The organism is Mobilisporobacter senegalensis (genome assembly GCF_003752155.1).
GTDB lineage: Bacteria > Bacillota > Clostridia > Lachnospirales > Lachnospiraceae > Mobilisporobacter > Mobilisporobacter senegalensis.
In genome coordinates this window covers 416292-428555 of the sequence record NZ_RJVG01000002.1, presented here as the reverse complement: position 1 = coordinate 428555, position 12264 = coordinate 416292, and the positions used below count along the sequence as shown (strand labels likewise).

12 protein-coding genes and 1 pseudogene are annotated in these 12264 nt (G+C 34.0%); 2 read left to right on the top strand and 11 right to left on the bottom strand.

Features of this window, described 5'->3' with window-relative positions:
• Positions 1-18 precede the first annotated feature (18 nt).
• The 4 genes from def to EDD66_RS04715 form a co-directional block, all read right to left on the bottom strand.
• Positions 19-498 (bottom strand): peptide deformylase, encoded by a 480-nt coding sequence (def, locus tag EDD66_RS04730; protein WP_207667748.1) that lies wholly within the window; start codon positions 496-498, stop codon positions 19-21.
• 65 nt (positions 499-563) lie between these two features.
• Positions 564-2825 carry a replication restart helicase PriA gene (priA, locus tag EDD66_RS04725; protein WP_123608404.1) on the bottom strand — a complete coding sequence of 754 codons (2262 nt, stop codon included), beginning with the start codon at positions 2823-2825 and terminating at the stop codon, positions 564-566.
• Positions 2826-2883: 58 nt separating this feature from the next.
• On the bottom strand, positions 2884-4326 hold the full coding sequence (locus EDD66_RS04720; RefSeq protein WP_123608403.1) for a UDP-N-acetylmuramoyl-tripeptide--D-alanyl-D-alanine ligase: 1443 nt from the start codon (positions 4324-4326) through the stop codon (positions 2884-2886).
• Positions 4327-4410: 84 nt separating this feature from the next.
• Positions 4411-5871: a UDP-N-acetylmuramoyl-L-alanyl-D-glutamate--2,6-diaminopimelate ligase gene (locus tag EDD66_RS04715; RefSeq protein WP_123608402.1), complete on the bottom strand. Its 1461-nt coding sequence runs from the start codon at positions 5869-5871 to the stop codon at positions 4411-4413.
• 508 nt (positions 5872-6379) lie between these two features.
• On the opposite strand from EDD66_RS04715, the pseudogene pyk reads away from it, so the two are divergent.
• Positions 6380-7792, top strand: a pseudogene (gene pyk / locus EDD66_RS04710) (pyruvate kinase); the annotation flags it as partial.
• 34 nt (positions 7793-7826) lie between these two features.
• Here the strand turns inward: pyk and EDD66_RS18805 are convergent.
• The 3 genes from EDD66_RS18805 to EDD66_RS18375 are packed head-to-tail and all read right to left on the bottom strand — an operon-like array spanning position 7827 to position 8376.
• On the bottom strand, positions 7827-7949 hold the full coding sequence (locus EDD66_RS18805; protein WP_279232878.1) for a hypothetical protein: 123 nt from the start codon (positions 7947-7949) through the stop codon (positions 7827-7829).
• Positions 7950-7966: 17 nt separating this feature from the next.
• Complete coding sequence (locus tag EDD66_RS04705; protein ID WP_123608400.1) at positions 7967-8161, bottom strand: hypothetical protein; 195 nt, start codon at positions 8159-8161, stop codon at positions 7967-7969.
• Between the two features lie 47 nt (positions 8162-8208).
• Positions 8209-8376, bottom strand: coding sequence for a hypothetical protein (locus EDD66_RS18375; RefSeq protein WP_170164256.1), 168 nt, complete (start codon positions 8374-8376; stop codon positions 8209-8211).
• 187 nt (positions 8377-8563) lie between these two features.
• Between EDD66_RS18375 and EDD66_RS04700 the strand changes: the two genes are divergently transcribed.
• Positions 8564-10117 carry an ABC-F family ATP-binding cassette domain-containing protein gene (locus EDD66_RS04700; RefSeq protein WP_123608399.1) on the top strand — a complete coding sequence of 518 codons (1554 nt, stop codon included), beginning with the start codon at positions 8564-8566 and terminating at the stop codon, positions 10115-10117.
• Between the two features lie 71 nt (positions 10118-10188).
• Here the strand turns inward: EDD66_RS04700 and EDD66_RS04695 are convergent, their stop codons facing one another.
• From EDD66_RS04695 to rpoZ, 4 genes are all read right to left on the bottom strand, one after another.
• A complete protein-coding gene (locus EDD66_RS04695) occupies positions 10189-10650 on the bottom strand; it encodes a hypothetical protein (protein WP_123608398.1) in 462 nt (153 codons plus the stop codon).
• 12 nt (positions 10651-10662) lie between these two features.
• Positions 10663-11268 (bottom strand): signal peptidase I, encoded by a 606-nt coding sequence (gene lepB / locus EDD66_RS04690; RefSeq protein ID WP_243115300.1) that lies wholly within the window; start codon positions 11266-11268, stop codon positions 10663-10665.
• A 19-nt stretch (positions 11269-11287) separates the two neighbouring features.
• The gene (gene lepB, locus EDD66_RS04685) at positions 11288-11857 is read right to left on the bottom strand and encodes a signal peptidase I (RefSeq protein WP_123608397.1); all 570 of its coding nucleotides are present in this window, start codon (positions 11855-11857) and stop codon (positions 11288-11290) included.
• 157 nt (positions 11858-12014) lie between these two features.
• A complete protein-coding gene (rpoZ, locus tag EDD66_RS04680; protein WP_123608396.1) occupies positions 12015-12263 on the bottom strand; it encodes a DNA-directed RNA polymerase subunit omega in 249 nt (82 codons plus the stop codon).
• Position 12264: the final 1 nt, after the last annotated feature.

The following is a 12264-nucleotide window of genomic DNA, read 5'->3' as shown; positions in this document are numbered from 1 at the left end:
CATTTGCGAAACTCTAACTTATTCTTCTTCCTCACTGGTATTTAGTAAGTCACCTTCCACTTTTTCTACATAAAGGTGACCATCCAAATGATCGATCTCATGGCATAATGCTCTGGCTAATAATTCCGTGCCTTCAATTTCAAACTCTTTCATATTCTCATCAAATGCTTTTACTTTAACATAGTTTGGCCTTGTTACAACCCCTATCTTCCCTGGAACACTAAGACATCCTTCACTTCCTGTCTGTTCTCCAGAAACTTCAATAATCTTAGGGTTGATCAGTATAATGGCTTCCTCTCCTTCTGGTGAAACATCAATTACCACAATTCTTTTTAGAACACCGACCTGTGGAGCTGCTAAACCCACTCCCTGAGCATCATACATGGTATCTAACATATCTTCTATTAATACTTTGATCTTTGGAGTAATCTCTTTTATTTCTCTTGCTGGCTTATTTAAAACGCTGTCTCCAATTAATCTAATATTTCTAAGTGCCATCTTTCTATTCCTTTCTATTCTCATATGGGAGTAGTTGTGAAACTCTTTAGTGTCTATGATTGTTCCTAGTAACCATTCATAGGATCAAAGTCAAACTGAACACCCACTCCTTTAAATTCAATTGGACTTTCTATTTTTTCAAGATTATTTTTAATGTCTTTTAATTCTTCATAATCTATATGTTTTACATATATGATCCACCTGAAAATATCTTTTGCTTTTGATAAATATGCTTTCGTTGGTCCAATGATACCTAACTGATTTTCTTCATTGATTCTATACATATCATTATCATTGGATGTTTTTAAATCATTTATTACTTTCAAAAGAAAATATGCATAATTTTTTGCTTTTTCATCCTCTTTGGAAGTAATCAGAATAGCCAGGATATGGGAAGCAGGAGGATATTCCATCAGTTTTCTAAAAGTCATTTCTTCTTTATAAAATTCTTTATAATCGTTCCTGCCTGCCGCAACAATACTATAGTGTTCCGGATTATATGTCTGTATAACTACTTCTCCAGGTTCACTTCCTCTTCCTGCTCTTCCCGCAGCCTGTGTCAACAACTGAAAAGTCCGCTCTCCTGCTCTATAGTCGCTGGCATATAGTGATAAGTCTGCGGCTATAATACCTACCAATGTAACATTTGGAAAATCATGACCTTTTACAATCATCTGGGTACCGACCAGTATATCTGCCTCCTGATTTGCAAAGGATGATAATATTTTTTCATGACTGTTCTTATTTGATGTAGTATCCATATCCATCCTAAGTACCCTGGCTCCTGGAAATTCCTTCTTAATAAGTTCTTCCACTTTTTGTGTCCCGGTGCCAAAAGCGGCTATGAATCTGGAACCGCAGGCAGGGCAATTATCTGTCATAGGCTCATGATAACCACAATAATGACAGACTAAATGTCCATTATTATGGGAAGTTAAAGATACATCGCAATGGGGGCATTTCATTACATGTCCGCAGCTTCTGCATGATACAAAACCTGCATACCCTCTCCGATTAATAAATAACATGATTTGTTGTTTCTTATTCAACCGATCTATAATTAAGCTCTTTAATTGTTCACTAAAGATAGATTTATTCCTTTTCTTTAATTCTTCTCTTAGATCAACGATATGAACTCTTGGAAGAATTCCCTGACCTGCTCTTATGTTCAATTGATATAATTTATATTCACCCTCTAAAGCTTTATAATATGCCTCGAGAGATGGAGTTGCAGAGCCTAAGATCACGCTGGCTCCAACCATGGCTGCCCTCTGAATTGCTACCTCTCTGGCATGATATTTGGGAGGTGTTTCACTTTTATAACTTCCTTCATGCTCTTCATCGATAATAATAAGTCCTAAATTAGAAAATGGTGCAAATAAAGCTGACCTGGGGCCGATAATAATATCTATCTCATTATTCTTTGCACGTAAATACTGATCATATCGCTCTCCAGCAGAAAGTCTTGAATTCATAATGGAGATTCGATCACCAAAACGTTTATAAAAACGGTTTACCGTTTGAAAGGTCAGTGCAATCTCAGGAATTAACATAATGACTTGTCTGCCCTGGCTGATTACATGCTCAATAAGTTCCATATATACTTCTGTTTTGCCACTTCCTGTAATTCCATGGATTAAATAAGTATTTCTTATTCCCAAATCGTATTCTTGTTTTACTTCATCAATGATTTTTTGCTGTTCTTCATTCAGCACAATTTTTTGGTTTTCTATCTCTTTCCTTTTAATAGGATTACGATAGATCGTTTCAGAAACTATTTCAATAATCTTTTGTTCTTCCAGGGCTTTTATCGTTTGCCTTGAAATATTAAGTTTATTTACTGCTGTTTCATAATCCAGCCCATTCTCTTTTAGCAGTTCCTCTAGTAGTCTGGCTCTGGCTACATTATGTTTCTTATGAAATTCCTCCAGTTTTTCTTTGGCCATATCCTGAGAAAGGATAAGATGAATCATCCTTTTCTCAACATTCTTAACTGTTCTCTTTACTGGTATGACCGTTTTTAGTGCATCATTCATAGTTGCTCCAAATGTATCTTTAATCCAATAAGCAAGATGAATTAAATGAGATTCAATCACTAAGCCATTGGAAGGAACATTTAATAATGGTTTAATTAAACTCACATCAAACTTGGGAGTGGCTGATAACCCGACAATATACCCTTTTATGGTACGATTCCCTCTACCAAAAGGAATTTCAACCAAGGCACCAATCACTGCCTTACTGATAAATTCATCCGGCACAGCGTATTGATAAGACTTATCTAAATTCTCATGTGAGATATCCACAATTACGTCTGCATATACCAAGTGCTGCACCCCTTTCTCTGCTGTATAAATAATTATGAAACGATTGGCTTTTCTAACTTCAAGATACTATTTCTTCTTTTATGGCTTTCACTATTTCTTCTGTATGCATGCCTCTGGAACCTTTGATTAATACTGCATCCCCCATCTGTAAATATTCCTTTAGATACTTAATTGCATCAAAATTTTCATCAAAGGAAGCAGTTTGTATCTTTTTATCTTTATTCTCAATTGCTTTTACAATTGCTTTTGCCTCAACGCCGATAGTAACTACTAAATCAATATTTTTACCTGCTATAAATTCTCCTACTTCATAATGTAATTGGTAAGAATGTTCTCCGAGTTCACGTACATCTGCTAGAACAGCTGCTCTGCGCTTTACTAATGGCATTTCTAACAGCATGGAAATTCCGCTTTTAATTGAATCAGGACTTGCATTATAGGTATCATCAATAATTTTTATTCCACGGACCTCTTCGATCTGCCCCCTCATTGCTATTGGACGATACGCTTTTAAAGATTCTTTTGCATCTTTTAGGGGTACCTTAAAATGCTCTCCAATAGCAAGTGCAACCACTGCATTAAATACATTATGCTCACCAAGAACTCCCAGTTCGACCTCTTCCATTTCATTCTTTGATTTATAATGAAATCTTGTGCCATTCCCCACTGTATTAATATTACTTGCACTATAGTTACAACCTTTATTGGTACCATAGGAATACACTAACGATTGGTTCAATTTATTGCGGGTCACTTCCGATATATCTATTGTAACAGTATTTTGTGGAATTTCTGTGTATTGATGGATTTCATTTAAAAGCTTATCATTTCCATTTACATATAAAATACTTGAGTTGTTAAATTCATTAATAATATTTAATTTTTCTTTTCGGATATTCTCCTGAGTTTTTAGCTGAGCTATATGGGATACCCCAATATTCGTCATTACTGCTATTGTAGGTTTTGCAATGGCTGAAAGTATTTCCATCTCTCCAAATTCACTCATTCCCATCTCAATAACTGCAATTTCATCAGTTTTATTTATCTGAAACATCATAAGTGGAAGACCTATCTGGCTATTCATATTTCCAGCTGTTTTTATAACTTTATATCTGGATTCCAGCACTGTTGCAATCATCTCTTTTGTGGTTGTCTTACCCACACTGCCCGTCACTCCAATCACTGGAATCTGAAATTTATCCCGATAATAGGAAGCAAGAATTTGGAGGGATTTTAGAGTATCCTCTACTCTGATATAGTTCTTATCCTCTCTTATATCTTTAATCTCTCTACATGTAAATACCGCAGCTGCACCATTTTCAAAAGCATTATTTATATAATTATGAGCATCTACTCTTTCACCGATAATTGGTACAAATAACCCATCTTTGTGGATTTCTTTTGAATTGGTACTGACTGAGGTTATAATAGTATCCTCATTACCATTGATAAGAATACCATTTACCGCTTTTACAATTTCCTTTATACTTAATGCTTCCATTCTGTTTCCAACTCCATTTTTATTTTTATAGAGGATACGGGGACAAAGTCCGGTTATCTCTTAATTGCCCGTCAAATTTACAGGTTACTTTAATTGTTCAAAAACATTCTTAAGGATTTCACGTTCATCCATAGTAAATTTTTCACCTTTAATTTCTTGATAAAGTTCATGTCCTTTCCCTGCCAGAACAATAATGTCACCAGGAATGGCATTTTCAATACAATATCTGATTGCTTCACGCCTATCTTCTATAGAAATATAGTTCCCCTTCTCCTTCTCAACACTGGATACAATATCTGCTATGATATCTGCCGGTTCTTCGAATCTAGGATTGTCTGAAGTCACGATTGTTAAATCTGCAAGCTGTGCTGAAACCTTACCCATTTCATATCTGCGTAATTTAGAACGATTTCCTCCACATCCAAATAAACATACTAATCTTTTTGGATTATAGTCCTTAAGTGTAGATAAAAGTTCCTTCAAACTTACTTCATTATGGGCATAATCGATAATTACACTATAAGGCTGATTTGTATTATATACTTCCAACCTTCCTTTTACTTTGATCGTTTCAAAAGACTGTATGATATCTTTAATTTGAATATTGAAATGTTTACAAATTGCAATGGCACAAAGTGCATTATGAACGTTGAATTCTCCAGGCATGTTTAGTTTAACCTCAAAATTCATAGTTCCTTCTACATGGAAACGGATTCCTAAAATACTATCTTTACGATATAAAACAAGATTAGTCGCTCTAAGATCTGCTTTGCCTGACAAACCAAAGCTTTCAATTTTGCAGGTATGGTCCTTGATAATATTTTCGTAGTTATCGTCATCTATATTGATAATCCCTGTTTTGCATTGTCTGAATAATAAACTCTTATAATACATATATTCTTCATAAGAACTGTGTTCATTCGGTCCTATATGATCTGGAGAAATATTTGTAAATACGCCGTAATCATATTCGATACCCGCAACCCTGTCTAACATAAGTCCCTGGGAAGATACTTCCATTACAACTGCTTCACATCCGGCATCCACCATCTGTTTCAGATATTTCTGTAAAGTATAACTTTCAGGAGTTGTATTCACAGAACTTATTTTATCTTCTCCGATTAAGACTTCAATCGTTCCTATTAATCCTGTTTTAATACCTGATTGCTCTAATATATGTTTTACCATATAAGTTGTTGTTGTCTTCCCTTTTGTACCGGTAATTCCTATAGTTTTTAATTTTTTAGCCGGATGGTCAAAATATGCACAGGACATATGTGCCAACGCATTTCTCGTGTTTTTTACCAAAATCACAGTAATTCCTATTGGAACTTCAATCTCTTTTTCCACAACCAATGCCGTTACTCCGGCTTTTAATACGTCAGGGATCAGATCATGCCCATCCATATTACTTCCTTTAATACATACAAAAACATCACCTGGTTTAACTTTGCGGGAATCCTGTACTATATCTGTTACATTTATATCTGCCTCTCCTTGAAGAACTTTGTATGTTGTATTATTTAATAATTCCATTAATTTCATATGCATCTCTCCCCTAATACTTTAAAATTTGTTAACAACTGACATCTAATATAAACATCCCCGCTTCCTTTAAAGCTTGTCAAGATTACTTTAAAGGAATCGGGGAATATCTTTCGTACTTAAGGTTCCAACCGATAAATCATAGGAAATAATTATTTTTCCTAATATGTCACATTATAATCCATCTTAATAATAGTGTCAACATTTTGCATTTTCATTGTATTCCTTGGGAATAATATGTAAATACATAAAAATAGTTACATTTTTAATCAAATATATTTAATTTATTAAAATTTATACTATAACAATAAAATAAAAAAAAGCTTTCAAAAAAAATTTTATATGATATAATATCATCGGAGTAATTTGTTGTAATTATTCTAAACATCTATTTATTTATTCGTTTACCAATATAATCACATAGATATACTATCAGGAAAGGAGTGTATGGTACTAGATTGTCCTTATGATCTTATCATATCCATTTAGTAATCATACAAAATAAACAATGAGGAAAACAAAAATTATATGTACATTTGGTCCTTCTACCGATAAGGAAGGGATCATGGAAAAATTGGCATTAGCAGGTATGAATGTTGCCAGATTCAATTTCTCTCATGCTGATCATCAGGAACATGGAGGAAGATTTGAAAAATTAAAAGCACTTCGTAAAAAACATAACCTGCCAATTGCAGCACTTCTTGATACAAAAGGTCCTGAAATTAGAATCTGTAAATTTGAAAATGATAAAATAGAATTAAAAAAAGGCCAGGAATTTACCTTGACCAGCCGCGATATTCTTGGAAACGAATCTATTGTTTCAATCACATATCCAAAACTTCCACAAGACATTAAAGTTGGTTCTTCTATCTTAATTGACGATGGATTAATTGAAATGACAGTAAAAAGCAAAACAGATACTGATATCATTTGTATTGTAAATAATGGTGGCATTATCTCTAATAATAAAGGGGTCAATGTACCCGGTACTGTTTTAACTATGCCTTTCATCAGTGAAAAAGATCGTAAAGATATTATCTTTGCAATTGAAAAAGGTTATGATTTTATTGCTGCTTCTTTCACAAGAACAGCTGCTGATATATTAGAAATCAGAAAAATATTTGAAGAATATAATTGCAATTCTATCAACATCATAGCAAAAATCGAAAATATGCAAGGTGTAAATAACATTGATGAGATTATTGCTGTTTCTGATGGTATTATGATTGCCCGTGGTGATATGGGTGTTGAAATTCCTAATGAAGAAGTGCCGGTAATCCAAAAAATGATCATCAAAAAAGTTTATGATGCTGGAAAACAAGTTATTACAGCAACACAAATGCTTGATTCAATGATAAAGAATCCTAGACCTACCAGAGCTGAGACTACGGACGTTGCCAATGCTATTTACGACGGAACCAGCGCAATTATGTTATCTGGTGAAACAGCTGCCGGGTTATATCCAGTAGAAGCTTTAGAAATGATGGTCAAGATAGCAATTCGTACCGAAGAAGATATCGATTATAAAACCCGTTTAAAGAAACGTGATATTCCAAGTAATCCAGATGTAACAAATGCAATTTCTCATGCGACTGTTACCATGGCTCATGATTTAAATGCTGCTGGTATTATTACAGTAACAAAATCAGGGCAAACTGCCCGTATGATATCTAAATATCGTCCTAAATGCCCTATCTTCGGCTGCAGTACTTACGAACATGTATGCAGACAATTGAACCTTTCCTGGGGCGTTACTCCGCTTTTAATTGAAGAGAAAAAAATAACTGATGAATTATTCCAGCATGCAATTAAAACTGTTGAAAATGCCGGTCATGTAAGACCAGGTAATCTGACTGTTATTACTGCTGGTGTTCCTCTTGGAATTTCAGGTACAACCAACTTAATTAAAGTTCAAATCGTGTAGTATTTGTTTGATATGGACATATCAGTTTAATTTATATAAAAAATATAGCTGCAGCTAATGTAAATTTAGCTGCAGCTTTTTTGTTAAGCTTTTGATTTAAGCTTTTGATTCGTTTTCTTAATTTGCTCCCCAAGCCATCTTTTATATTCGTCATATTCTCATTTTCCACGTCTAAAAGATACAAACGGAATTATAATCATTATTATAGATATAATTGCCACTATGATTGAAGTAACCATATAAACCCATACCATTGCCCCAGCAGTAAGCAGGACTTCCCATTAAAAATTCCTGAAAATTCATGACCAAACAGGCTATTACATTCAAGACAGCTAAAACAATTGGTAATGTAGACTTATTTTTCATTTTTCAACTCCCTTATATAAATATCATCTTTACCTTACAGGGTATATTTACTCATTTTTAAAGTGCTTACAGTTACGGCAGATAAATTTCCATCCATTAATTCGCTTGATTCTTCGAAGAATCTCGTCTTCCTTTAATCCACTATTTACTGTATAAATAGTAGCTTCACATTCCTCTGGTTTCATTTCTTTTTTTATAATAGGGCAATTACGCATTATACTTTCCTCCACTTACCTGATGACTATCCGCTGTTATTATACTATAGATTCATATGTTTTACAAAAGGAAAAATCAGAGTATTCCCATATTGTAAATCAAAAAAAATGTGATATAATAAAAAAGCGTGTCAAAAGAGAAGAAAACGTATGATAGTATAAAACTGAAACAATAAGGAGCAAGGAAATGAGTATTTTAAATGTAGAACACCTTAGTCATGGGTTTGGGGATAGAGCAATATTTAATGATGTTTCTTTTCGTCTTTTAAAAGGAGAACATATTGGATTAATTGGTGCAAATGGTGAAGGTAAATCAACCTTCCTTAATATAATAACTGGTAAACTTATGCCTGATGAAGGAAATGTAGAGTGGGCCAAAAATGTAAGAGTTGGTTATTTAGATCAACATACGGTACTTGAAAAAGGTATGACTATACGTGATGTCTTAAAATCAGCATTTTCCTTTCTTTATGGATTAGAGGAAAAAATGAATGAACTTTGTTCCAAAATGGGAGATGCAGATGATAACGAACTTATGGTTATAATGGATGAATTTGGTACTATCCAGGATACTTTGGATTCCCATGACTTTTATATTATTGATTCTAAAATAGATGAGATAGCCAGAGCATTTGATATTGATGAAATCGGTTTAGATAAAGATGTAACTGATTTAAGCGGTGGTCAGAGAACCAAGATCCTTCTTGCCAAACTGCTGCTTGAAAAGCCGGATATTCTTTTACTTGACGAGCCGACGAACTATCTTGATGTTACTCATATCGAATGGCTAAAACGTTATCTTAATGAATATGAAAATGCTTTTATACTAATTTCCCATGACATTCCATTCTTAAATAGTGTTATAAATCTTATTTATCATATGGAAAATCAAGAATTAAATCGTTATGTTGGGGATTATAATAAATTTATGGAAGTTTATGAAGTAAAAAAAGCTCAATTAGAAGCTGCTTATAAAAAACAGCAGCAGGAAATTAATGAACTCCAGGACTTTGTTGCCAGAAATAAAGCCAGAGTATCTACCAGGAATATGGCTATGTCAAGACAAAAGAAACTTGATAAAATGGAAGTGATCGAATTAGCCAAAGAAAAACCAAAGCCAGAATTTAATTTTAAAGAAGCCAGAGCAGCCGGCAAATATATATTCCAGGCAGAACATCTGGTGATCGGCTATGATGAACCACTATCCAAACCTATCACATTCAGTATGGAACGTGGTGAAAAAATCGTATTGACAGGTGCAAATGGTATAGGTAAAACTACCTTATTAAAAAGTATACTTGGAATTATCAGGCCGCTTCAGGGCCGGGTTATTCTTGGAGACTATCTGTATAAAGGTTATTTTGAACAGGAAATGACTGGTGCCAAGAACAATACCTGTATTGAAGAACTATGGACTGAATTTCCTTCTTATACTCAATACGAAATACGAAGCGCTCTTGCAAAGTGTGGTTTGACAACAAAACATATCGAAAGCCAGGTCAGGGTTTTAAGTGGTGGCGAACAGGCAAAAGTACGTCTATGTAAACTAATTAACCAAGAGACAAATATTTTATTATTAGATGAACCTACAAATCATTTAGATATAGATGCAAAAACAGAACTTCAAAGAGCTTTAAAAGCATATAAGGGCAGCATCTTACTAATCTGCCATGAACCTGAATTCTATGATGGACTTGCCACAAGAGTCATTGATTGCACAAATTGGAGCACAAAAATATAACTGAACATAAAAAAGCAGGGTGTTATTGTCTTATAACATCCTGCTTTTTTATATTTTTAATATATATACTATTATATCTTCTTTTTTAATTCTTCCAGTTCGTCTTCCAGTTTTTTATAATCTTCCATTTTAGCCCCTAAATCTCTTTTTGTTTCTAATTGGTTTTTAGGTTTTGCTAAAAGAACTTTTAATGTTAATGCAGCACCACCGCAAATTGCTACAAGCATAATTAAATATTCATATAGGTTTCGATTGCTGAAAATAAAGCGGGTTCCTGCAATGATGGAAGCTAATATAATCACTATACCAAGAACGGTTACAAGCTTCGCTCCCATTGAATCCGGGTCTGCAAATATCCAGCAGATCCCCACAATAAAAGGAACAACTACAAGGCCGCTCATGCCCAATCCCCCGATTCTCCAGGCATAGAAACCTGTAGTAACCGTAACACTGGATGTAAACCAATATAAACCGGCTATTAACATGATGATTCCTACTAAAAATGTAACTAAGTCATTTCTTTCTCTTTTCATTCGTATCTCCCCCTATTTTACGATACCAAATTTGTCAAAAGGCCATATTCGCACAATTGCATGACCGGCAATCATATCCCGATGAACCAGACCAACTTCTTCATATCTGCTATCCAGGCTTATCTCCCTATTGTCTCCTAATAGAAAGAATTCATCATCACCTAAAGTAAGTGGTTCTTCTGCAATACCAGAATATGTAATTGGATCCTTGCCATAGTTCTCTTCTAACTTATCTCCATTAATATAGATATCTTCCCCTATAATCTGGACTGTTTCTTCTGGAAGTCCAATCACTCTCTTCACATAATATTCGTCCACATCTTTTCCATATGGGTAAAATACAATAATATCAAAACGCTCTGGATTCTTAAACTGATAAGTTAATTTGTCTAATAACAGCCGATCTTTATCATGCAATGTGGTTTCCATAGAATCCCCATCTACAATTGTTTTTTGTATTACATATCTTGGCAGAACAAAAACACACATGATAAAAATAATTGCATAAATAATGATTTCTTTTAAACTTGCTAATAACCTGGGCTTTTTACTACTTGTTTGACTTAAATCTAAATGTTCAATATCTATTGAATTCATTTTTAGATCCTTAGTATCCATATTACCCCTTCTTTCATATTTATTGATGCTTTAATATCTCCATCTCACTTAACGGCCAGATTCTTGCAAAAGTACGGCCAATGATCGCCTCTCTCTTTACCTTCCCTACTTCATATCTGCTGTCTGTACTGTGATTACGATTATCACCCAGTACGAAATATTCATCTTCACCCATTACGATAGGTTCTTCTGCCATACCAGGATCTCTCATTGGTTCATTGCCATAATCTTCTTCTAAAACTTCTCCATCTATATAGATTTTGTTTCCTATAATCTGTATTGTCTCCCCTGGTAAACCTATAATCCGTTTAATATAATATTCATCCTTATACTCTTCATAAGGCCTGAATACTACTATGTCAAAACGTTCCGGATCATTAAAACGATATGATATTTTTTCTAAAATTAATCTGTCTTCATTCTTTAATGTATTTTCCATTGAACTTCCGTTTACTTCAACCTGCTGTCCAACAAAATTATATATGATAAGAACAACTAGCATTACTGTTCCAAAATATAAAAGCATATCTAAAACATCTTTTAAGATACTGTCCTTCTTTTTGTCAACTTTCTTTTCTTCTGCTTCCATGGTAAGTCCTCTATTTCTTTAATATTAATATTGCATCAAGTGGGAGTGCCACAGTCAATAGTCATCAGATAAAAATAATACATGACACTAGAATAATATGCTTCTATTGTCATGTACCTTATCTTGGAAGAATATCCAAAATACAAATGTATATAGATTAATCCTCAGAAACTTCTGTTTCGTCACTCACAATTTTAATCTTTGATTCATAAAGTTCTTCTACAGCAATAGAAAGCGGTTTCGGACAATCTGCCTTTACAAAAGCCTCACTGCCGTCAATGATCTGTCTTGCTCTTTTTGCGGTTGCTAAAACAATAGAGTATCTGCTATTAACAACAGGTTGTTCTCCTGGTTCTACCTCGCTATTTACAACTTCCATTAAATCTGTATATGATGGATGTATCATC

What these genes read in the sequence shown, in the direction of transcription:
- EDD66_RS04700 (WP_123608399.1), top strand. Translation starts at nt 8,564, where the DNA reads ATGAGTATTTTAAATGTAGAACACCTTAGTCATGGGTTTGGGGATAGA.
- EDD66_RS18805 (WP_279232878.1), bottom strand. Translation starts at nt 7,949, where the DNA reads ATGACGAATATAAAAGATGGCTTGGGGAGCAAATTAAGAAAACGAATC.
- def (WP_207667748.1), bottom strand. Translation starts at nt 498, where the DNA reads ATGGCACTTAGAAATATTAGATTAATTGGAGACAGCGTTTTAAATAAG.
- EDD66_RS04720 (WP_123608403.1), bottom strand. Translation starts at nt 4,326, where the DNA reads ATGGAAGCATTAAGTATAAAGGAAATTGTAAAAGCGGTAAATGGTATT.
- lepB (WP_243115300.1), bottom strand. Translation starts at nt 11,268, where the DNA reads ATGGATACTAAGGATCTAAAAATGAATTCAATAGATATTGAACATTTA.
- EDD66_RS18375 (WP_170164256.1), bottom strand. Translation starts at nt 8,376, where the DNA reads ATGCGTAATTGCCCTATTATAAAAAAAGAAATGAAACCAGAGGAATGT.
- EDD66_RS04695 (WP_123608398.1), bottom strand. Translation starts at nt 10,650, where the DNA reads ATGAAAAGAGAAAGAAATGACTTAGTTACATTTTTAGTAGGAATCATC.
- lepB (WP_123608397.1), bottom strand. Translation starts at nt 11,857, where the DNA reads ATGGAAGCAGAAGAAAAGAAAGTTGACAAAAAGAAGGACAGTATCTTA.
- EDD66_RS04705 (WP_123608400.1), bottom strand. Translation starts at nt 8,161, where the DNA reads ATGAAAAATAAGTCTACATTACCAATTGTTTTAGCTGTCTTGAATGTA.
- rpoZ (WP_123608396.1), bottom strand. Translation starts at nt 12,263, where the DNA reads ATGATACATCCATCATATACAGATTTAATGGAAGTTGTAAATAGCGAG.
- EDD66_RS04715 (WP_123608402.1), bottom strand. Translation starts at nt 5,871, where the DNA reads ATGAAATTAATGGAATTATTAAATAATACAACATACAAAGTTCTTCAA.